The 23,040-nt window shown below is 39.9% G+C and carries 22 protein-coding genes; 19 read left to right on the forward strand and 3 right to left on the reverse strand.

Going from position 1 to position 23,040, the window contains the following annotated elements:
- Positions 1 to 166: 166 nt before the first annotated feature.
- Positions 167 to 652 (reverse strand): entericidin EcnA/B family protein, encoded by a 486-nt coding sequence (locus GPK81_RS03115; protein WP_118071240.1) that lies wholly within the window; start codon positions 650 to 652, stop codon positions 167 to 169.
- Between the two features lie 157 nt (positions 653 to 809).
- Between GPK81_RS03115 and GPK81_RS03120 the strand changes: the two genes are divergently transcribed.
- The 6 genes from GPK81_RS03120 to GPK81_RS03145 all read left to right on the forward strand — a co-directional run bounded on the left by GPK81_RS03120 (position 810) and on the right by GPK81_RS03145 (position 8,507).
- Positions 810 to 1,484 (forward strand): response regulator transcription factor, encoded by a 675-nt coding sequence (locus GPK81_RS03120; RefSeq protein WP_215706511.1) that lies wholly within the window; start codon positions 810 to 812, stop codon positions 1,482 to 1,484.
- Positions 1,481 to 2,833, forward strand: a complete 1,353-nt coding sequence (locus GPK81_RS03125; RefSeq protein WP_174088511.1) for a sensor histidine kinase — start codon at positions 1,481 to 1,483, stop codon at positions 2,831 to 2,833. The genes GPK81_RS03120 and GPK81_RS03125 overlap by 4 nt, the downstream gene beginning before the upstream one ends.
- A 972-nt stretch (positions 2,834 to 3,805) precedes the next feature.
- Positions 3,806 to 4,435 carry a TetR/AcrR family transcriptional regulator gene (locus tag GPK81_RS03130; protein WP_118071236.1) on the forward strand — a complete coding sequence of 210 codons (630 nt, stop codon included), beginning with the start codon at positions 3,806 to 3,808 and terminating at the stop codon, positions 4,433 to 4,435.
- Positions 4,436 to 4,611: 176 nt separating this feature from the next.
- Positions 4,612 to 6,366, forward strand: a complete 1,755-nt coding sequence (locus GPK81_RS03135) for an ABC transporter ATP-binding protein (RefSeq protein ID WP_215706512.1) — start codon at positions 4,612 to 4,614, stop codon at positions 6,364 to 6,366.
- 1 nt (position 6,367) lies between these two features.
- Entirely contained in the window at positions 6,368 to 8,107 is a 1,740-nt protein-coding gene (locus GPK81_RS03140; RefSeq protein ID WP_215706513.1) for an ABC transporter ATP-binding protein, read from the forward strand.
- A 208-nt stretch (positions 8,108 to 8,315) separates the two neighbouring features.
- On the forward strand, positions 8,316 to 8,507 hold the full coding sequence (locus GPK81_RS03145; protein WP_215706514.1) for a hypothetical protein: 192 nt from the start codon (positions 8,316 to 8,318) through the stop codon (positions 8,505 to 8,507).
- 338 nt (positions 8,508 to 8,845) lie between these two features.
- Here the strand turns inward: GPK81_RS03145 and GPK81_RS03150 are convergent, their stop codons facing one another.
- Entirely contained in the window at positions 8,846 to 10,243 is a 1,398-nt protein-coding gene (locus GPK81_RS03150; RefSeq protein WP_215706515.1) for an Ig-like domain-containing protein, read from the reverse strand.
- Between the two features lie 266 nt (positions 10,244 to 10,509).
- Here GPK81_RS03150 and GPK81_RS03155 point away from each other — a divergent pair, with 266 nt between their 5' ends.
- Positions 10,510 to 10,755 carry a helix-turn-helix domain-containing protein gene (locus GPK81_RS03155; RefSeq protein ID WP_215706516.1) on the forward strand — a complete coding sequence of 82 codons (246 nt, stop codon included), beginning with the start codon at positions 10,510 to 10,512 and terminating at the stop codon, positions 10,753 to 10,755.
- A gap of 201 nt (positions 10,756 to 10,956) precedes the next feature.
- Here GPK81_RS03155 and GPK81_RS03160 read toward each other — a convergent pair whose 3' ends face one another.
- A complete protein-coding gene (locus tag GPK81_RS03160) occupies positions 10,957 to 11,553 on the reverse strand; it encodes a hypothetical protein (RefSeq protein WP_215706517.1) in 597 nt (198 codons plus the stop codon).
- A gap of 268 nt (positions 11,554 to 11,821) precedes the next feature.
- On the opposite strand from GPK81_RS03160, the gene GPK81_RS03165 reads away from it, so the two are divergent.
- The 12 genes from GPK81_RS03165 to GPK81_RS03220 form a co-directional block, all read left to right on the forward strand.
- Positions 11,822 to 12,067: a hypothetical protein gene (locus GPK81_RS03165; RefSeq protein WP_215706518.1), complete on the forward strand. Its 246-nt coding sequence runs from the start codon at positions 11,822 to 11,824 to the stop codon at positions 12,065 to 12,067.
- A gap of 243 nt (positions 12,068 to 12,310) precedes the next feature.
- The gene (locus GPK81_RS03170) at positions 12,311 to 12,856 is read left to right on the forward strand and encodes a hypothetical protein (protein WP_215706519.1); all 546 of its coding nucleotides are present in this window, start codon (positions 12,311 to 12,313) and stop codon (positions 12,854 to 12,856) included.
- Positions 12,837 to 13,580: a type IV secretory system conjugative DNA transfer family protein gene (locus GPK81_RS03175; protein ID WP_215706520.1), complete on the forward strand. Its 744-nt coding sequence runs from the start codon at positions 12,837 to 12,839 to the stop codon at positions 13,578 to 13,580. The genes GPK81_RS03170 and GPK81_RS03175 overlap by 20 nt, the downstream gene beginning before the upstream one ends.
- Positions 13,581 to 13,773: 193 nt before the next feature.
- Entirely contained in the window at positions 13,774 to 14,904 is a 1,131-nt protein-coding gene (locus tag GPK81_RS03180; RefSeq protein ID WP_215706521.1) for a hypothetical protein, read from the forward strand.
- Between the two features lie 172 nt (positions 14,905 to 15,076).
- Positions 15,077 to 15,403 (forward strand): hypothetical protein, encoded by a 327-nt coding sequence (locus GPK81_RS03185; RefSeq protein ID WP_215706522.1) that lies wholly within the window; start codon positions 15,077 to 15,079, stop codon positions 15,401 to 15,403.
- Positions 15,391 to 15,777, forward strand: a complete 387-nt coding sequence (locus GPK81_RS03190; RefSeq protein WP_215706523.1) for a hypothetical protein — start codon at positions 15,391 to 15,393, stop codon at positions 15,775 to 15,777. Before GPK81_RS03185 ends, GPK81_RS03190 begins: the two co-directional genes overlap by 13 nt.
- Positions 15,778 to 16,098: 321 nt before the next feature.
- Positions 16,099 to 16,293, forward strand: coding sequence for a hypothetical protein (locus GPK81_RS03195; protein ID WP_215706524.1), 195 nt, complete (start codon positions 16,099 to 16,101; stop codon positions 16,291 to 16,293).
- Positions 16,294 to 16,397: 104 nt separating this feature from the next.
- Positions 16,398 to 17,618 carry a tyrosine-type recombinase/integrase gene (locus GPK81_RS03200; protein ID WP_215706525.1) on the forward strand — a complete coding sequence of 407 codons (1,221 nt, stop codon included), beginning with the start codon at positions 16,398 to 16,400 and terminating at the stop codon, positions 17,616 to 17,618.
- 268 nt (positions 17,619 to 17,886) lie between these two features.
- Positions 17,887 to 20,469, forward strand: coding sequence for an ATP-dependent chaperone ClpB (gene clpB, locus GPK81_RS03205; RefSeq protein WP_195656919.1), 2,583 nt, complete (start codon positions 17,887 to 17,889; stop codon positions 20,467 to 20,469).
- Positions 20,470 to 20,810: 341 nt separating this feature from the next.
- Positions 20,811 to 21,578: an ABC transporter permease gene (locus GPK81_RS03210; protein WP_215706526.1), complete on the forward strand. Its 768-nt coding sequence runs from the start codon at positions 20,811 to 20,813 to the stop codon at positions 21,576 to 21,578.
- Positions 21,579 to 21,596: 18 nt separating this feature from the next.
- Entirely contained in the window at positions 21,597 to 22,013 is a 417-nt protein-coding gene (locus GPK81_RS03215; protein ID WP_215706527.1) for a hypothetical protein, read from the forward strand.
- Between the two features lie 145 nt (positions 22,014 to 22,158).
- Positions 22,159 to 23,040 (forward strand): transposase (locus GPK81_RS03220; RefSeq protein ID WP_252196587.1); only part of this gene is annotated, 882 nt, incomplete at its 3' end.

Consider the following 23,040-nt stretch of genomic DNA (forward strand, 5'->3'; position numbering starts at 1 on the left):
GTGAGAAGCCTGATTTTCAGGCTTGCCACCCTTGCATATCATAGAAGAATCTTATTTACAGACTTTTTCTCACAGTCTCGGCACTTTTGTCTCGAGATTTTGCATTGTCTTGTTGCTTTTTTAGAAATTAAGAAAGTTCTGCCACATTCTTGTAGCCCAGATGGAATTAATCATCAATGCCGTATTTGTTTTCCAGCGCTTCTTCGGCTAATTCCAGTTCATCTTCCAGTTTTTCAATCGCGCGTTCTCTCGCTTTGTATATCTCGAAGCTAATCTCTTTCATCTGGTAAGCATACTCAAATTCATCATCAAGTTTATCCAGTTCGCCATCAACTGCGTCTACCTGTTTTTTCAAAGCGTAGAATTGTTCGTGATTCTCAGATGCATTTGTAGATGTTTTTGCATTGTTTACACTTTTTGTTATATTACGGATATCGTTTTCATAAGAAGAGAAATCATAATCCTTTTCGTTCGCATTCTCTACTGCGTTTTCTGTGTTACTGATATTATCATCATTGTCATCTGTATTTGATGTTACAACTTCCTGTGTCTTAATTTCTATATCTTCTGCTGCTCCATTATTGAATGAAGTGCATCCTGTAAAAGTAAATATTAATGTGAGAGATAATAAAACTACTAATATTTTTTTCATAACGTGTTCTCCTTCCGTCTCTTGGCTGTTTTGTTTTTGCTGTTATATGTATCATATAGGGGGAAGATTAAAAAAAGATTAAAACAAATAGTAATTTCAAAAAATGAAAAAAAGGACTCTAGCACACGAAAATGATTGGTATTATAATAATTACATTATGAGATTACTGATTGTAGAAGACGAGAATGATTTAAGAAACATTGTCAAAAAAAGGCTTGTCAAGGAACATTACAGTGTAGATGCCTGTGGGGATGGTCTGGAAGCGATGGATTATATCGATATGACTTCCTACGATGGTATTATTCTTGATATCATGTTGCCGGGAAAGGACGGATATGAAATCTTAAGAGAATTAAGGCAACGAGAAGATGATACACCGGTTCTGTTACTGACAGCAAAAGACAGCATTGAAGACCGTGTCAAAGGACTGGATCTTGGTGCCGATGATTACCTGATCAAACCATTTGCATTTGAAGAACTGCTTGCAAGAATCCGTGTCATGATGCGTAGAAAGCCACAATTTACATCCAATCAACTAAAAATATCAGATCTTATTCTGGATCGTGACACAAGAAAGGTAACAAGAGCCGGAAATGAAATTGATCTTTCTGCAAAAGAATTTATGGTTCTGGAATGTCTTATGCGCAACAAAAATATCGTAATGACAAGACAGCAGATTGAACAGAATGCGTGGGACTTTGATTTTGAAGGTGGTTCCAATGTGATCGACGTATACATTCGCTATTTGCGAAAAAAAATCGATGCACAATATGAACAAAAACTCATCCACACTGTTCGCGGTGTCGGATATGTAATGAAGGAAAACGAATGAAACAGCTGACGATCAAGAAAAAAATTACGCTATGGTACACCGGAATCATTGCCGTAGTTCTTGGGACTATTTTAGTTCTCGTCCTTCTTTTTGTGGATAAGGTTGGAATTTCTGCGACAGAAGAAGAAATCAGTGCCGCAGTGACTGGTTTCTCTTCAAATATTAATTTTCAGGATGATTCCTTTTATCTTGACGGCGATACCGAATTTTACGATGACGGTATTATGTTTTGTATTTATGACAAAAACGGACGCTTACTTTATGGAACGATTCCAACCCAATTTCCAGAAGAAACTATCCTCAAGTCGAATACACCGCGAATGATAACCGGATCAAATCGAAAATGGATGATATATGACAGCGTTTACACTTACGGTGATGATGAGGAAATGTGGGTACGAGGAATTACCTCCGTACATTCTATAGAACTTTTCATGCAGACATCCGAGAAAATGCTGTTGATTGTATTCCCATTACTCATTATTCTGATCGGAGCCATCGGATATTTTATGATCAAGCGTGCATTGAGACAGGTGGATCTTATCTGCGATGAAGTTGAAAACATCAGCAATGGAAAAGATCTTTCCAAACGATTGTCTCTGCCAAAAGCAAAAGATGAATTATACGAATTGTCGGAGAAATTTAACGGAATGTTCGAGCGCTTGGAATTTTCGTTTGAGAAGGAACGTCAATTCACATCAGACGTATCTCATGAACTGCGGACTCCCGTTGCTGTTATCATTTCCCAGTGTGAGTACTTATTGGAAAATGAAAACTTATCTGCGGAAGATAAGGAAGAGATTGCAGTCATCTTAAGGCAGGCAAAACGAATGTCAAAGCTGACAAGCGAAATGTTAATGATCGCCAGAAACGAACAGGATGAGCAGCATCTGATGGAAAAACTGGATTTTGGATTATTAAGCGAACTTGTAATAGAAGAACTGCAGACAAAAGCACAGGAAAAAAATATCGAGATCACCCTGCAAAAGCAGGATGACTTATTTATGAACGGCGACCAGACATTGATTTTGCGTATGATGATAAATTTAATAACCAATGCCATCAATTACGGAAAAATAAATGGACATATCCATGTTATCCTGAAGGTCGAAAATGACCAGATTGTCGGTGAAGTAAAAGATGATGGTATTGGAATAAGTGAGGAACACCTGGACAGAATTTGGGAGCGTTTCTATCGCATAGACAAAAGCCGTTCCAGAGAAAATGGCGGTACCGGACTCGGCCTTTCTATGGTGCGCTGGATTGTAAATCTCCACAATGGAACCATTCACGTCGAAAGTATCGAAGGTATCGGAACGAGTTTTATTTTCCGATTTCCGAAAATATAAGGAGTTATCACTGTATATCCATCATGTAGAATGGTCGCTTTTTGATTTTCTATTCCCGTTCGTGTTATGAATAGGTTCTTTATATTTGGATTCGTGCATTACATAAAAATACGCATATACATTTTGTAATAGTAATAGGGAATAACCGCCAAAAGTCTGCTTGCAAAGCTGTATTGTTGAATGTGCAGATTTATACTAAGGCTGAATTTCGATATCTAATGGGGTGTCACTGGGGACAGTAAAAAAGCCATAAACACCGTCCCCATTATAGACTGTAACGAATATGCATATCTTCCCAATCCATGAACAATACGTAAAATACTTTTCCGTATTGCGGACTCTCTACAATTCTTCCATGATCAAGCACAGAAAAATAAGTTCCGTTAGCTTTTCGAAGATGGAAGTGAATATAGTCATTTTCATTACCACTGTCAATCTGTTCCCAGATACTTGCTTCTATCTGTTGCTGTTCATGTTTGTGAGCACCTGACCGAAGACCTTTCCTGTAGGCCATGCGGACTGGATACCAGATGTTATCGTATGAAGGGAAAATATCTGCGCTGGTACAATGTAGATTTGCAGGAGACTATGAAGATAAGGTAGCAGTTTCTCCCGGAAACAGGTCCAATCTATCAGATTGCAAAGTCTGCAATGGATGATTCCTACGTGGACGATCCACACACATGCAGGGTGGAGTCTGTTATTTACGAGCATGCGACCCATTTCGTTTTTCCGGAGAGTATGCTCGAAACAATTATTGAGACAGATAGATTATCGGAAGTTGTATTTTGAAAGAAGGTCTTTGTGAAAGACTTATAAAATGAGAATGTATCTGCTAAGTGGAAACTGAATACAAGGGAAAATAAAAAATCTAAACAGCAGACTTGACAAATTCCTGTAATGAGTTAAAATATAACAGTGCTATATAGCACTGTTATATTTTTGAAAAGAACTTTAGAGGATACGAAAAGAATGTCAACAAAAGCAGAAGATACACAAAAAAATATATTAAATACAGCCAGAAAACATTTCCTGAAAGATGGTCTGACCGGAGCATCTTTAAGAAACATTGTAAAAGATGCAGGACTTACTACTGGTGCATTTTACAAGTATTATCCGACGAAAGAGGCGCTTTTTGATGCGCTGACGGATCCCTATATGGAACACATTTATCAGATATATGATCAGATCGTTGAGGAATTTGAAAAGCTTTCTGCCAGTGATCAGACAAGGAATATGTCGGATACATCCAGTGATGGGATGGAGCAGATGGTTGATTATATCTATGATCATTATGATAATTTCAGATTATTGTTGAAATGCGGAGACAGTGGAAAATTTGAACTATTCATACACAATATGGTAGAGCGGGAAATGAAGTCCAGCCTGAAATATATGGAAAAGATGAAAGAGAACGGTGTGAAAATACCGATTGTAGAGGAAAGCCTTATGCATATGATCTATACGGGATTTTTTTCATCAGTATTTCAGATCATTGAGCATGATATAGATAGAGAGACTGCAAAGAAAAATGTGCATCAGCTGAAAGAATTCAATACAGGTGGCTGGGAACGATTGTGGAATATTGAGTTTCCGGTATAACTGATGTAAGAATCCGGAATAGAATGTATGTGTTGCATGTTCTGGATTTCTGAACGAGAATCCGACAGGATAATAATATCAGGTGGCTGGTGCCAATAGGCCGCCTGTTTTATTATATATAAGTTAGATAGAACTAACAAAAATAACAATAAAACGAAAGTAAGGAGTGAATGGATATGAAAGAAAAAAAGAAGTCGGCAGTCAGCTGGATCCTGACATGGGCCGGACAAAAAAGAATTGCCTATGTATGGAGTGTGTTACTTGCAATAGGAAATGTGATTTTTAAGATTTTGCCGTATTTTATTATTGCAGATGTAGTAAAGCTGTTTTTAAATGGTGAAAAGGAGTTTAAAACATATCTTGCAAAAGCGGTTCTGATTGCATTGTCGTTTATCATTGCAGAATTGCTTCATTCACTCTCGACAGCATTGTCGCATAAAGCGACGTTTGCAGTACTCGCAAATATAAGAAAATCCTGCTGTGACAAACTGGTACGGGTACCTCTTGGTTATGTAAAGGATACATCCTCCGGCACATTTAAGAATATCATGGTGGAAAGAATCGACAGTATCGAGACAACACTGGCGCATATTGTCCCGGAATTCACGTCCAATCTGCTGGCGCCGGTTGTGATTTTAATTTATTTCTTTCTGACAGACTGGAGACTGGCACTTTGGTCTTTGGTTCCAGTTATCGTTGGACTTTTCTCTTATTTTGGAATGATGCTGGATTATAAGCCAAGTTTTGAAAGAACAGTTCAGACAACAAAAGATCTGAATGATGCGGCAGTGGAATATATTGACGGAATTGAAGTAATCAAGGCATTTGGAAAGACAGAAAGTTCTTATGCCAAATTTACAAAGGCGGCTTTTGAATATGCGGATTCCTTTATTTCCTGGATGAAACGGTGCTCGATTTTTCATGGACTGATGATGGTGGTCACACCTTATACGCTTCTTACGGTATTGCCGTTGGGGGCACATTATGTAGCGAATGGAACACTTGCGGTTCCTGATTTTGTCATCTGTATTATTTTATCACTTGGAATCGTTGGACCGTTGATTACAGTGGGATCTTACACAGATGATCTTGGAAAAATTGGAGTAATCGTCGGTGAAGTGGCGGGAATTCTGGAACAGCCGGAGCTTGAACGTCCGGAGAAAAGTGAAAGAGCTCCCAAAGATAATTCCGTTACGCTTGAAAAAGTCAGATTTGGTTATCACGACAAAGAGATTCTGCATGGAGTAACTATGGAGCTGAAAGCAGGAACGGTAAATGCAATCGTAGGACCTTCCGGAAGCGGCAAGTCGACCATCGCAAAGCTGATTGCGTCCTTGTGGGATGTGGATTCCGGAAGTATTAAAATCGGTGGAGTTGATGTCAAAGAAATGTCGCTTGCAGATTTTAATCGGAAAATTGCATATGTTGCACAGGATAATTATCTGTTCAATGAAACGGTACGTGAAAATATCAGACAGGGAAATCCGGAGGCTACAGATGAACAGATCATCGAGGTGACAAAGAAAAGCGGATGCTATGAATTTATCATGCAGCTTGAGAACGGATTTGATACGGTTGTAGGGGGTGCAGGAGGACATCTGTCAGGAGGCGAGAGACAGCGTATCTCGATTGCAAGAGCGATGCTGAAGGATGCTCCGATCGTGATCCTTGATGAGGCAACTGCTTACACGGATCCGGAAAACGAGGCGATTCTGCAGAATTCTATCGCAAAACTGGTAGCAGGGAATACACTGATCGTAATTGCACACAGGCTATCTACCATTAAGGACAGTGATCAGATTTTTGTCGTAAATGATGGAAATGTAACAGCACATGGCACACATGAGGAACTACTGGTGTCATGCCCGCTTTATAAGGAAATGTGGGATGCCCATATTTCTGTAAAAGATACGGTGAAGGAGGGAGAATGATATGTTTGGAATTCTGGCAAAATTCTTTCGTTTTTCAGGCAGGGAAAATGGTAATAAATTTAAACTGTCGATAGTGATCGGACTCGTAGAGGCGCTTGCTTCAGCAATGAAGATACCGGCTATTATGTACATATTGATCGGTTTGCTGAGTGGAAAACCAATAGGAAAATATATTGGTGGTTCAATTGCGATCATGGTGATTGCAATTGTAGTTGATGTCATCTGTAAGAGATACTCTACAGTGCTTCAGACAGAAGGCGGATATAATGCGAGTGCTTTTATGAGAATCAAGATTGCAGAGCATCTGCGTTATCTGCCGATGGGATATTTTAATGCCAACAGCATCGGGGAAATTTCTTCTATTACGACGAATACAATGGAAATACTTGGCGATGTAGCTGCGAGAGTGGTTATGCTGACCATGCAGGGAATTCTGGAAACATCCATGATCATTCTTATGCTGTTTCTTTTTGACTGGAGAATCGGACTGACAGCTGCAGCAGGAGTGCTTATTTTCTTTGGTGTAAATGCTGTGATGCAGAATACAGGGAAAAACGATTCAGAGCAAAAAGTGGTATGTGATACAGAGCTTGTAAATCAGATCATGGAGTATCTGCAGGGAATATCAGAAGTAAAATCATACAACCTGCTTGGAAAACAGGCAAAAAGATTAAATGATGCAAATGAAGCATGCAAAAAGATTAATACAAAGATGGAGATGTTGTTTGTCCCTTATCATTTTCTGCAAAGCGTCATAACAAAAATCACAGGTGCGGTAATCGTAGCATGCAGTGCATATTTTTATATTAATGGAACTATGAGTGCGGTCTATGCAATTGGTATGACAATCTCAGCATTTATGCTTTATGCCAGTCTGGAATGTGCAGGGAATTATTCATCTCTTTTACATGTGGTAAGCGTATGTGTAGATAAAGCAAATGCAATATTGGAGCTGGATACCATGGATATCGACGGTAAAGAAATACAGCCGGAAAATTACGATATCAGACTTTCTAACGTTTCATTTTCCTATGACAAACGGAAGATTATTGATGATGTATCACTTTCTATCCCACAGAAAACGACGACAGCAATTGTTGGACCGTCTGGTGGAGGAAAATCAACACTTTGCAATCTGATTGCCAGATTCTGGGATGTGGATTTAGGGGAAGTGACACTTGGAGGCGTGAATGTAAAAGACTATAGTATGAACAGTCTGATGCGTAATTTTTCATTTGTATTTCAGTCTGTGTATTTGTTTGCAGATACCATTGAGAATAATATTAAATTCGGACGTCAGGATGCAAGCCATGAGGAAGTGATGGAAGCGGCGAAGAAAGCATGTTGTCATGATTTCATCAGCAAACTTCCGAATGGATATGACACAGTGATCGGAGAAGGAGGAGCCACACTTTCCGGTGGTGAGAAGCAGCGTATTTCGATAGCCAGAGCGATTATGAAGGATGCGCCAATCGTCATATTGGATGAAGCAACGGCAAATGTTGATCCGGAGAATGAAAAGGAGCTGATGGATGCAGTAGATGCACTTACAAAGGAAAAAACGATTATTATGATTGCCCACAGATTAAAAACAGTCAGACATGCAGACCAGATTGTGGTTGTTGAAAAAGGAAGAATTGCACAGCAGGGAACACATGAGCAATTAATGAAACAGGAAGGTATTTATAAGAGATTTGTGGATGCAAGGCAGCAGGCGGTAAGTTGGAAACTGGTGCACTGAGAAATAATCCACAGTTGGTGAATATCCAAATTGAATTGTCTGAAAGAGATTTAATTTAAGTTTCGCTAAGTTTCACTTATATAGGCAGAATGAGGGATATTCAATAAAGTAATATGAAAAAAGCACTGAAAACCGTTGGATTGATATGCTCCCCATATGGTAGACAATGGAAATATCCCAAAATCTATCATATGAGGAGCATATTTTTATGGCTAGGAAACAGTATAGTAAGGAGTTGAAACTTGAGCTCGTAAAGAAACACCTTCCAACAAAAGAACATAAAGGGCTAAATGTGGAAATTAGTTTTTCATTTTACGGCTCACAAAATCTTCACAAAAAATTAGCACTCACCTCTTGTTATCGTGGCGTGGTTTTTATCTCAGTTCATCAAGCTTCGTAAAGGGCTATTTTAAAGGATTTTACAGAGAGTTATGATTTATCAGGAACCGTCAGAAACCGACAAAGATCAAAAAAATGGTGTCAAAATTGGTGTCAGGAAAAATCAGAAATAGATATTCTATGAATATAGAAATAGATCAGATTTTGCTTGATTAAAATAAACTGCTGATACTCTGGATTGTCAATTCCGAAGCCGCTCTGCGGTGCGCTAGCAGAATTGATAAGCAAGAGAGAAGCGGTATGATACATGGAGCAAAATTATATAAAATAAAAGCCTTCGATGATTGCTCACCAAAGGCTTTATATTTTTTTATTGTTCAAGAGGTATAAAATGTTTAATTACTTCTTAACAGCCCCACATTTGCACTTGTAAATTACTTTCTCAGGACTATCAACAACTGTCTCAGTATAGGCTTTCTTATCAACTACCCAAGTTCTCTCACCTTCGTAATGTCCCTCCTCAGGTACATCCTTATAAGTAGCATCGATATGCTTAACCTCAACACTAGCCTTACTATTCTCGGCTACATGAGCATTGAACTCATCCTCAGACTCAAAAGTAGCACCGCAAGAACAAGTAAACACATAAACATCCGGAAGTGTCTCATCCCATGCTTCCTGAGCTGGAGTATCAATTACTGTTTTGTAAACTGCTGGTCTCTGCTCTACATGAGAAATGTTATGTTCTGGACACTCGGCATCAGCCTTTGCAATAGCATCCATCTGAGAATATCCTTCATTAAAATATTTTTCTGCTAATTCATTATTCTTATTAATGTAAGTTCGTCTATGAGCTATAATAGCATCATCATCAGGTGCCTCAAAATGGTCTGGACAACCAGTTCCCTCTGGTCCATCACAGATAATCCACCCCTGAGCAGGTGTAACAAGTTCCTGATGGCTTACCTCAGCCACTGCATCATGATGAACAACCTTGTTTACTTTAGAAGCAAGAACATGCTTAGAGTTCTCAGAAGCTACATGAGCCTCAGCCTCCTCGTTACTGCTAAACTCAGCACCACACACAGAGCAAACATAAGCATCATGTTCCGGTACATCTACAACCTTACTAGCAGGCTTATCTACTACCCACTTAGGTTCTACCCAATGACCTTTCTCTTTATGTTTCACCTTATGCGTTTTCGCAGGAATTACCACTTTTTTATAACTATGTACATGTTTGGTAACTTTAACGGTTACTGTATATGAAGCTTTATTGTAAACACTGTTTCCATTGGTATAAATTGTAATTTTTGCAGTTCCTGTCTTTTTACCAGTTACAACACCTTTGGAATTTACAGTCGCAACAGCATTATTAGATGATTTGAATTTCAGACCTGTCTTGGCTGACGCACCAAGTGAAGCTGTTTTTCCAACATTAACCGTAACGTTCTTAGCTGTAATTTTCTGATTACGTTTTATGATCTTTACAGAGATAGTCTTTTTAACAGTCTTGTAACCTTTCTTAGAAGCGGTCAAACAAACTTTTCCAGTTCCAACTTTTTTACCTTTCACATTTCCTTTTGAATCAACAGAAACGCAGGAATTTAAGGCTTTATAAGTGATTTTTGCTCCTTTTGTTGCTGTAACTTTAATCTTTTTAACTGATCCAACATAAACAGAGCCGCAGGATGCTTTTACAGAAACATTCTTTGTTGCGGCAAACGTATTAATTGGGGCAAGCACAATTAATAAAACAGCTAATAAAATAGGTAAAATACATTTAGTTTTTTTCATTTTCAATACCTCCTATCTTTAATATTTCCCTCTTGTTCAATAAAAAGAATAGGTATTGATATTCAGTTTTAAAGGTACGGGAACATCTTGTACATGGATGTTCGATAAAAACTTCTTATCGTTTTTATTATATCGCTTTGCTACGGAATTTCAAGAGCTTACATTTTATAAGCGATGTGATATAATTATACTTCACTTCCATTTTGGAATCAAAATCTAAACGGATTCATTTATCATTTTCCCAAAAGAATGTAAGGGGAATTTTGATGGATCGGGTCAATCAGCGTACCAATCATTTGCTGGGCGAAAATATAAGAAAGCTTCGATTGAAAAAGAATATAAGAAACAAGGACATGGTAACACAATTACAATTACATGGTATCGAGATTTCAACAGGGACATATAGTAAAGTAGAACTTGGCCTAAATAATCCTTCTGTTGACCTATTGATTGCACTTACGGATATTCTGGATTGTGATTTCAACGCATTTTTTAAGATTGAAAAAAAGTAGCTCCTACGTTTATCGCAGGAGTTTCAGATTGGAAATAAACCTGGTGTTGGGTATCATTGCCCAACACTATTTTTTTATTAATCGCAACGTTATCCTTTATACCAGTGAACTTTATGCTTAATTCTCAGTATGTCCATCGAATGTGTTGCACAAATATTACCCGATAAAATTAAACTTCCTATTTGATATGATAGGGAGTTTTTATATGCCCATTTCTGTCTCATCTTCAATTCCAAATTTTTCATACTGATAAGCAATAGCGAGATTGGTTGCTAATTCCACAAGTGCTTTCTGCTGTTTGGTTGTTAGCGTCAAGAATTGTTTCTGGGTATTTACTTGATCATCAACAATTGCGTCTGCGAGTAAAAGTTTGGAATCGGGGTGTAATCGAAATTTCTTTCTAGCTGAAACGCGTTCGATTCCTGAAACGATGTCTTCTTTAGCAGATCCAAAAAATTTTGATAACACTGTAAGATCAGTGTAGGGATCATCAATAAAATGGCTAATGGGTTGCTTACTGAAATAATTTTTCATGTTGTTTCGAACATTGCGTATATTCGTATTTGTTTTTTTTACTTCATTATATGTCTGTTGCATCTTTTTCCAAAAGGTCTCTCCCCTTTTGGGAAATACCATTTTCTTCTTCTTCATATTGAGAAAACTTATGCTGTAGGATTTTTGGGGGTTAACATACAGTGCGAGAATGTAATGATTTAATGCTCGTCTGTATTTTAGCGGGAACGAGTTTACAGCGTTTTTCCATTGTTTCCAGTAATACAAATTATCATTTCTATGCATTTTGACTCCTTATCGGGGTAAAAAGGATACTTTTTTTTACCCCGTATTAATGCTTTTTATTTTCTGATAAAATATGCTTGTAAACAAATTATAGCAGATTTTTCAAGAAAATGAAAGAAGGACAGTAAGGTGATACAGAGACTTAGAAAAGAGTTAATCTTGATTTGGAATAAGAAAAAACGAGAACAGGGGAAAGGGAGACCGCCCCCGAAAAGAAGTAAAGAAAAACGCACCTTGACAGTCGAATATTATGGAAGGAGAAAAAACGATGAACGTAGCTGGTGAGAGCATATTTATTGCTGCAAGAACTTTCACGGGAAAGAAACAGCAGGATTTGTATGCTTGTAAATTCCTTGATGAAGATGGCGAGGAATTTTTTACCTTGTTTACATCCGAAGAGCTTTTTGCAGAATTTGAAGGTGTGGCAAAACGCACCCCTGTAGTTCTGACTATGGAGCTGATTCCTGGAAAAACTTTTGTGAAATTGGTAAATGTTGAATTCCTCAGCAAATGATGGTGTTTCCCCCTCCACTATGAGGGGGAAGAAAGGATAAGAGTGAAGAAACAACACGAAAAAGATATTATTTTTGGATTCTCGTATTCAATTCTGGGAGCTTTGTTGGTAAGTCTCATTATACTGAGGGACAATCAAACTTTGACGTTTACTTCAGTACTTCCTTTATGTGTAATAGGATGCACTGTGTATTTGTTAAACGTGTTAGTGATATCTTTGGTAATTTATTTTATCGGGAATATTATGAAACGTATAGATCACGGGGTGTTGGAAGAATACTTCCGACTAATTGCACTAAAGATTTCTGCTAAACGAAGATCAAAAAATTCAGAAGTTATTGCACCTAGATTAAGATATTTCCTTTTTTCAGTTCTTGATAAGAATAAAGAATTTCTTAATCTGCCAATCGGGGAGAATGAATTATCCCTTACACTGGATGGGCTTGTATTCAGACAGAACTGCTCTTTTTACCGTTTTTCCATGATCTTGCCGGAGGATCTGGAACAGGATACAGAAACTCTTCGGCAACTGATCCAGTCTTATATTGAACAGGAATTAGCAACCTTCGGATGTTATGGTCTGCGTTCTGCATACGGAAATGATAAATATGGCAGTTGGTGGAGCATCTACTTGGATAAGATTGAGCCAAACGAAAAACTTCATCGGCTGAGTTTTGAGCTGTTATATATCAGCAATACATATTCAGCAATTTATCGAAAGCGGATTTTTGACAGAGAAAATACAGTGCCAAAGCAGGAAAAGACGGTGTATGATGACGAAATCCGATAACACTTTTTCATTTGCGGTCGGCTATGAAGCACAAGCGTTACAGCAGGGCGTCAAAGTCTGTGCAATGGTCAGGTTGGACAAAGTGCCACATTTGTTGCTTGTGGCTCCTAGCGGATCAGGTAAGACCTATCTTCTGGTGCTGATCTTACGACAGTTGAGTTGTAGAATCGGAACGCTAATTCTTGCTGATTTCAAGGGGATGGATTTTCGTTCTTTGGATGGATGCCGGAATTATTACAAGCATGAACGGGTCGCAGACGCATTGAAACTTGTTTTCGAGGAAATGCAAGCCAGAATGGAACAGCCACAGGATTTTTTTCCGCCGATTTATCTGGTGATTGATGAATGGAGCGGCTTTCTGGGCTTATATTCCAAGAAAGAACAGGATGAATATAAAAAAAAGCTTGCGTCTATTTTAATGCTCGGCCGTGGAATTTCGATCTTTGTAATCCTCGCCCTGCAACGTGCAGATGCCAATTATCTAACAGGCAGGGATAACTTCGGTAATGTTGTTGGGCTTGGCACACTCAGCCGGGAATCTGTCCAGATGGTATTTTCAGATTTTAAAGAACAGATCGCGCCAAAAGGTCGTGGACAAGGGTACCTCAAAACGGATGGCCGTCCGTTGAAAGAAATTGTGGTTCCCCACATCCGTGATTATCAACGCAGTTTACAGATAATAAAAACAGCTCTGGACAGACCTGCGACCGAATTAGAAAAATGATATGATGCGTGTCCGACTGTGTGGAATGCCGAAGGCATGAAGCACAGGGAGGACATGCGCCAGAAGGTTTCCGCCAAGTATTACCGGAAACCTCTGTTACTGATAATTTAACATAAAAAACCTTGGAAAATCAAGGTTTATAGCAGATAAATCCGTCACAGTGTGAATGTGACAGGCTTTGGAGGTGTGACAAATGGGTTTTGATCCGAATATGAAAGGAAGATCCTTTATCGCAGTTATCCATGTGAAAAATTTGGAGAACATGGGACTGACAGAAGAACAGATATTTGACCATGAATTTGTAGCTGAATTTGTGACTGAAAAATGGGACGAAAGTGCAAGGGAAAACATGAGAACTTGTGCTGTCGCTGTGTGCATGAGTGAACAGGGAACATATCATTTACATATGGCACTGTATACCAAGAATCCAACCACATTGAGAAACGTATCTTCGATATTAGGAAACAGTCATGTCGAACCGCAGTTAGGTGGAAAAAAGGCACTTGCAGATTATATGACCAAAACCGGAAAATACGAAGAAAAAGGTGAGAAAGTTTTTTATACTATCGGAATAGACAATGTGGAGGATGTGCAGGGAAAGCGTTCCGATCTGGAAATGATAGATGAACTCTTAGACAGAGGTTGGACACCTCAACAGATTTTTGACCAAAACATTAAATTTTACAGATTTGAAAAAATCGTGCGATCCGCTTTTGCAGACCGCAAAATTAAGAGTATGCCAAGAAGAAGGCCTGTTTATACGGAATACCACTTTGGTGATTCTAGGTCTGGGAAAACTTTTTGTTACAATGAACTCTGTGACAAGATTGGTGAAGATGAAATCTATTTATTCACGGATTTTGATAATCAATCTTCTGGTGGAATGGATAAATACCTTGACGCAGGTGCACCAAGGGCGGTGTTCATGGACGAATTTAAAGGAAAAGGCGTTAGTTATCAAAAGCTGTTGGTAATGATGAACGAGTATCCCAAGATGCAAACTCATGCCCGTTTTGAGAACACTTACAATTTATGGGACATTTTTGTAATTACGACAATTTTCGCACCCGAAGAGCTTTATCTGATTATGGTAGGAGAAACTGAGCGAAGGGTCGATACTTATGAACAGTTACGACGTAGGCTGAAAAAAATAGTTTACCACTTTAAAAATGATAATGGCGAATATATGACCTATACCATGAAGGGCAATGAGTATGTCGATCGGGAGGATATTATAGCTCGGATCAAAGGAAATATAGATCCTGACAGGTTCAGAAAAATTGAAACCCAGCCAGAACTTACCCATCCATTTGAGATACAATAAAAAGCCTTTCTAAAACGGGCAAAATCGCCCGGAAAATGTAAAAAGGAGATGTGCCATAATATAGGTGTAAAAAACAGCACCGATGGAAAGGGGGTGGTCATTATGGGGGCGCATATTAAAAGTAAAAAAGAGAAATTTGAAACACATATGAACCAAACAGGAGGAAATGAAAATGTGCGAAGCTAATAAGCTTGAGAAAAAAATGAAGAAAGGAATCCGCAAGATTATCAATACGATGCCATTTCCGGCTAACATGGATGCTGTACAGACATTTTTAAGCGGATATTCTGATCAGGTGGAAGAAATTGATTGTTATAGCAGTATTGGTACAGAGGGCATGGAAAGGGAAATTAATGTAAAATTCTTCAATGAGGATATGCTTTCTGTTTTTGCAGATAATAAGACGGAAAATATGGAAAGATATATAATTAATCTTGATGGTGCAGAGGATAGAAGCTTTTATTATACTAAAGATGGATCTCAGCCATGGATAGGGTAAATCAGGACGCAGACGATGAGATCATCGGTTTTGATCCAGATATAAAAATTAAACGGGGATATGTATATATGCCCTACGCTGTCCCAAGGATCAAACGGATTTTCAAAGAAGATTTTAATGTAGAGCTGATCTGGTGCAACTGTTATTATAAATGTGGCAGGTCTCCATTCTACAAACAGCGGTATCGTTTACAGGATATCGACACCGGAGAAGTTATATGCAAAAACCTTACTATGGATGATCTGCGTTGTTTTCTGGCTAGAAATGACTACCCATTATATGATGAGAAAAGTGCGGTGAATACTTCTAGGCCACAGCGCAACAGAGGTGCTGTCCGCTTTATGCAGGCAGTTGAAAGCATAAAACATTTATAAGCCGAGAACCATGTGGCGAAATGCAGTGAAGTGAAGTACAGTACAGTAATGTACGGCGAAGTGTCGTGTGGTATAAGGTATAGCAAAGTACAGTCTTGTGAAATATTGTAATGTAAAATGAAGTATAGTACAGGTGTGGTACTGTTAGTGTTGTTTAGTTCGGAATGTGTTGAAATTAAGTGGCGCATGATTAACAGTTGATAATTCTAAAGTCGAAAAGTAATTTTCAAATATGAACTTTTGCGCCAGAAAGACAAAACGGAGGGGCTTGTGCACACCCCTCCATCTTTCTTACCATTTTTTTTGAAAGGACAGAAGAAAATGAACAAAACAAGACTGCGGAAAACTGACCAGATCATAGCAGTTGACATTGAAAAACTTGCAGGGATGCTCTCATGTGGACGGGCTACAGCAAGGAAAATTGGGGAACAGGCCGGAGCCAGAATTGAAATCGGAAGAAGGGTCTTATACTCGGTGAATGCAGTAAAAAAATATCTGGAAACTTTGCAGGAATAGGCTCTTGTGCTTTATGGTAGGTGCTAATTATGGTATAATAAACCTGAGATTAAACCATGCCATGAAGTCAAAGCTGAGTAGCATTGTACGAAAGGAAGATTATCATGGCACAGAGCAGAAAAGACCCCAAAGGAAGAAAATTAAAAGAAGGTGAAAGCTGGAGATCCGATGGACGGTACAGTTACCGTTATACTGATCCTGCAAATGGAAAACGGCATACAGTTTATGCCCCAGACTTGCCAGAGTTACGGGAAAAAGAAAAGCTTATTAAGCGAGATTTGGAAGATAGAATCCTGACAGATACGGCTATTAAAAAAATGACCTTAAACCAGTTATTTGAGCGTTACATGGCCACAAGAGAGCTTGCAGATTCTACCAGAACAAATTATCTGCGGACATGGGAAAACCGTGTGAAATTTGAGATTGGGACATGCAGGGTAACACAACTGTTACCCTCCCACATAAAAGCGTATTATACATATCTCTCACAACAGGGATACGCCTTTTCAACAATAAAGTTTATTCATAATATGATTTATCCGGCGTTAGAAATGGCTGTCGATGATGATATCATCCGAAAAAATCCATCAAAAAGCTTTAGTACCGATTATGGGAAAGCTCCAAGAAAGCGAGAAGCCCTTACTGTATCACAGCAGGAAAAGTTTCTTGATTTTGTAAAAAAACATGTCGTATATAAAGCGCATTATCCGATGTTAGTAATTATGTTAGGGACAGGCCTGAGATGTGGTGAACTAATCGGTTTAACTTGGAGTGATATTGATACAAAATTAAAGACAGTAAGTGTGGATCATCAGCTTATATATAAAAATCTGGGTGAGGGATGCCAGTTTTATATAAGTACCCCGAAAACTTATGCAGGAATCCGCCGTATACCTATGACACAGGAAGTTCAGGATGCTTTTAAAGCACAAAGAGAATTGAACTTTATGCTTGTTAAAGATCGTAACTATGAGATAGATGGTTACAAAGGATTTATCTTTACAGCGAAGTCAGGCAGGCCGCTGATGCCGAATGCAGTTAATAACGTCCTTTATAATATCGTTGGGGCTTATAATCAACAGGAAAAAGCTAACGCCAAAAAAGAAGATCGTGATCCAGAGTTACTTCCTAAAATCTCAGCGCACATCATGAGACATACTGCTTGTACTCGTATGGCAGAGCAGAGAATGGACATAAAAGTGTTGCAATATGTTATGGGACACGCTCATATAGGTGTAACGATGGAAGTATATAATCACTTGGCAGGAATGGACAGGATAGAAAAAGAGATTGCCAGACTGGATGGATTGGTAATGAATGGCTGACACCAAAAAAATAAAAATTGGTGTCAAATTGGTGTCAAACCATTAAAAAGCAGAAAATAAATCAGAAATAACAAAACTCATAAATGCCGCAAACCATTGATTTTACTGGGCTTGCAGAAAATTTCACAGAGAGTTCACAAAATAATTAGCACTCACCTCTTGACAGTGCTAACAAATAGTGTTATATTTCTCCTAGAACAAGAAAAAAGCACAGCATTTCCGGTATGAGAATATTGGAAATGTTTTTCATAGAATAGGAGGGAAGCCTATGAACATCAGTAAGTTTACACAGAAATCCGTACAGGCTGTCCAGGATCTTGAGAAGGTTGCTTATGAATATGGCAATCAGGAGATCGAGGAGGAACACCTTCTGTATGCATTGCTGACACAGGAGGACAGCCTGATTCTCAAACTGATCGAGAAGATGGAGATCCAGAAGGAATATTTTATTGACACAGTTAAGAAAGCACTGGATGCAAAGGTTAAGGTTTCCGGTGGAGAGCTTCGATTTGGTCAGTATCTGAACAAGGCACTGGTCAGTGCTGAGGATGAAGCGAAGGCTATGGGAGATGAGTATGTCTCTGTTGAGCATCTGTTCCTTTCCATGCTGAAGAATCCAAGCCCCAGCATGAAGAAGATCTTTAATGAGTTTGGAATCACCAGAGAGCGTTTTCTTCAGGCATTATCTACAGTCAGAGGAAACCAGAGAGTTGTCAGCGATAACCCGGAGGCAACCTATGACACCCTGAATAAATATGGCGAGGATCTTGTGGAGAAAGCCAGAAATCAGAAGCTTGATCCGGTGATCGGCCGTGATATGGAGATCCGTAATATTATCCGTATCCTTTCCCGTAAGACCAAGAACAACCCGGTTCTCATCGGTGAGCCTGGTGTTGGTAAAACAGCAGCCATCGAGGGACTGGCACAGCGTATTGTGGCAGGGGATGTACCGGAAGGCCTGAAGAACAAGAAGATTTTTGCCCTGGATATGGGAGCACTGGTTGCAGGTGCCAAGTATCGTGGTGAGTTTGAGGAACGTCTGAAAGCAGTACTTGAGGAAGTGAAGAAGAGCGAAGGACAGATCATTCTGTTCATCGATGAGCTTCATCTGATCGTCGGTGCCGGTAAGACAGATGGTGCCATGGATGCAGGAAATATGCTGAAGCCTATGCTTGCCAGAGGTGAGCTGCACTGTATCGGTGCCACAACTCTGGATGAGTACCGCCAGTATATTGAGAAGGATGCAGCACTTGCCCGTCGTTTCCAGCCGGTTATGGTAAATGAGCCTACAGTGGAAGATACCATTTCCATCCTTCGTGGATTGAAGGAGAGATATGAGGTATTCCACGGTGTTAAGATCACAGACAGCGCACTGGTTGCAGCTGCCACACTTTCACACAGATACATTACAGACCGTTTCCTTCCGGATAAGGCCATCGACCTTGTTGATGAGGCCTGTGCACTGATCAAGACGGAACTGGATTCCATGCCTACAGAGCTGGATGAGCAGAGACGTAAGATCATGCAGCTGGAGATCGAGGAGTCTGCTCTGAAAAAAGAGACGGACAACTTAAGTAAGGAGCGTCTGGCAGATCTGCAGAAAGAGCTTGCAGAAATGCGGGATACCTTCAATACCCAGAAAGCACAGTGGGATAATGAGAAACATTCCGTAGAGAAGCTCCAGAAATTACGTGAGCAGATCGAGGATATCAATAAACAGATCCAGAAAGCAAAACAGAATTACGATCTGGAGAAAGCTGCCGAGCTGCAGTACGGCGAGCTGCCGAAGCTTCAGCAGCAGCTGGAAGTTGAAGAAAAACAGGTTAAAGAAAGTGACAGAAGTCTGGTACATGAGGCAGTTACAGATGATGAGATCGCACGTATCATTTCCAGATGGACCGGTATTCCGGTAACCAAGCTGACTGAGGGCGAGAGAACGAAGCTTCTGGGCCTTGAGGATGAGCTGCACAAACGTGTAGTAGGACAGGATGAAGGTGTACGTCTTGTAACAGATGCGATCCTTCGTTCCAAAGCCGGAATCAAGGATCCCACAAAGCCGATCGGTTCCTTCCTGTTCCTCGGACCAACCGGTGTTGGTAAAACAGAGCTTGCCAAGACTCTGGCTGCCACACTGTTTGACGATGAACAGAATATGGTCCGTATCGATATGAGTGAGTACATGGAGAAATATTCCGTGTCCCGTCTGATCGGAGCGCCTCCAGGATATGTCGGATATGAGGAAGGCGGACAGCTGACAGAGGCTGTTCGAAGAAAACCGTACAGCGTTGTTCTTTTCGATGAGATCGAGAAGGCTCACCCGGATGTATTCAATGTGCTTCTGCAGGTACTGGATGATGGCCGTATCACAGATTCACAGGGACGTACCGTTGATTTCAAGAACACGATCCTGATCATGACATCCAACATTGGTTCTCCGTACCTTCTTGACGGTATCGATGAGAAGGGTGACATCAAGCCGGAGGCACAGGAGCAGGTTATGAATGACCTTCGCGGCCACTTCCGTCCGGAGTTTTTGAACCGTCTGGATGAGATCATCATGTTCAAGCCGCTGACCAAGGATAACGTTGGCAAGATCGTAGATCTTATGGTCAAAGAGCTCAGTGACCGTCTGGCTGACCAGGAGCTTTCCCTGGAGCTTACAGATGCTGCCAAACAGATGGTAGTGGACAACGGTTATGATCCGGTTTACGGCGCGCGTCCTCTGAAGCGTTATCTCCAGAATTATGTGGAGACACTGACAGCCAAGAAGATCCTTTCCGGTGATGTACATGCCGGAGATACCATTGTGCTGGATGTGAAGGACGGAGCGTTTACCGTCAGCACGAAGTAAAAAATAACTCCATAAAGTTATGATAGATTGACAAAAAGAAGAACTGTCAGTTCTGATAGAAATCCATTTCAGGATGAAGATCAGAACCCGGCAGTTCTTTTTTTGCATAAAAACAGAGAGTGCCGGATGCAAAATATCTGCAAAGCAGGATACAGCCTGAGTGAGTACGATTTCACAAAAGCCTGAAAATCCTTTGAAAAACAGTCAGATTTACACAAAAATAATCGAAAAACAGCTAAAAACTATCTGAAAACGGATAACGATTTCGGAATCCTTTATTGAGAAAAAATATATGAAAAACTATAATCGGGGACAGATCAGAGAAAAGGATGTGAAAGGCAATGAGAAAGAATTACATGAAAATTTCAGTGCTCTCCGTAGCAGCAGTACTGGGAGTGTGGATCCTGGGAAGTGCGCTGAACTGTTTTAATCCTACATTTATTCCATCGGTAAAAGATGTGCTGGATGCTTTTTGGAATCTGTGGGAAAACGGTTATAAAGGTTATCCCCTTATGTATCATATAGTTGCAAGCATGAGACGACTTGGAATTGCGATGGTGCTGGTGTTTATAGCAGGAACAGCTCTCGGGATCGCCTGCGGAATGAACCGGAAGATCCTGGCAGCGGTAGATCCGTTTATCCAGTTTTACCGGGCACTGCCGCCTTTGGCTTATAATACACTGATCGTACTCTGGATGGGAATCGGTGATGGATCCAAGATCATGCTTTTGTTTCTCAGCGGATTTGCACCATTGTTTATTCAGGTCGTATTTGGAGTTCAGAAAGTGCCCCAGGATCGGATCAACGGAGCAAGATCACTGGGAGCAGGAAATTTTGTGATCTTCCGGGATGTGATTCTTCCGTCTGTTCTGCCGGATATCCTTACCGGACTTCGGACCGCGGTAGGTGTTTCCTATGCAACACTGGTGGCAGCAGAAATGATCGCATCTGCATCGGGACTTGCGTGGATGGTTCTGGATGCCAGTAAATATATCCAGTACGCAACGGTCTATGCAGGGATTTTTATTATGGGAGGAATCGCACTGCTCATTGATGGCGGGCTCAAACTTCTGATAAGAAAAGCGATGCCGTGGCAGGAAACAATATAGAGACGAAGGAGAAAAGACATGAAAGCAAAAAGAATTTTAACAGTAGCTGCAGCTGCGGCACTGATCATAACATCTGTGTTTGCAGGAGGAAACTTTACGAAAGTGCAGGCAAAAGATAACGATACACCGAAAAAGATCACCTTAGGATACTGGGAGTCACCAAACGGAGAGCTACTTACAAAAGAAAAAGGAAGCCTGGAGGCTGCTTTTCCGGATACAGATGTTGAATGGGTGGAATTCCAGTCAGGTACGGATATCCTGACAGCGATGCAGTCTGGTTCCATTGATTTTGCAACGATCGGAACTCCGCCGGCTGCACTGGGACTTGCCAAGGTGTATCCATTTAAGATTTTTTATCTTCTTCTAGCAAGAAGACTCCAACCTCTAAGGTGGGAGATGAATTGCGTCTGTTACCTACTTGATAGAATATCCTAATCATAGTATAGTATATTTAGTCGAATAATAAAAATTAAAATACAATAAATTTAGATAATAACGCACATTTAGCATTCTTACTATACTATCATCTTGTGCTTGTGGTCGAGTATCGTAGATGATTTTTCTAGGAAAAGGAAGTGGCATGGTGGCAAACAGAGCATATAAATTCAGAATATATCCCAATGATGAGCAGAAGATTTTGTTTGCTAAGACTTTTGGATGTGTGAGAATGGTATATAATCATTGGCTTGATAGAAAAATCAGGCAGTATGAGGAGAACAAGACCAATGTAACATATACTATTTGTGCAAAAGAAATGGCTGCAATGAAGAAAACGGAAGAATACGGATTTTTAAAGGAAGTAGATAGTATCGCATTACAACAATCGCTCAGGCACCTTGATATGGCATTTCAGAACTTTTTCAAACAGCTGAAAACAGGTTTTCCAAGGTTCAAATCAAAAAAGCGGAATAAAAACAGCTATTCTACGGTCTGCATCAATGGGAACATAACGATATCTAACGGATATTTGAAATTGCCTAAGATTGGACAAGTCCGCTTAAAACAGCACAGGATTATTCCAGAGGAATATAGACTGAAATCAGTAACAGTAAGTCAGACACCAAGCGGAAAATACTATGCAAGTATTCTTTTTGAGTATGAAGATCAAGTACAGGAAAGGGAAATGCAAAAGTTTTTAGGTATGGATTTTTCCATGCACGAATTGTATCGTGACAGTAACGGTAAGGAGCCAGCCTATCCGAAGTATTACAGAAATGCGGAGAAAAAATTAGCGAGAGAACAACGCAGGCTTTCCAAAATGCAGAAAGGTTCAAGCAATCGTAATAAGCAGAGGATTAAGGTGACAAAACTTCATGAAAAGGTTTCCAATCAAAGAAAAGACTTCCTGCATAAGCAGTCAAGGCAGATAGCCAATGCTTATGATTGTGTATGTATAGAAGATTTGGATATGAAAGCAATGTCACAGTCGCTGAATTTTGGAAAATCTGTTTCAGATAACGGC

Origin of the sequence: Blautia sp. MCC283, from assembly GCF_018785565.1 — a bacterium.
Classification (GTDB): Bacteria; Bacillota; Clostridia; order Lachnospirales; family Lachnospiraceae; genus Blautia_A.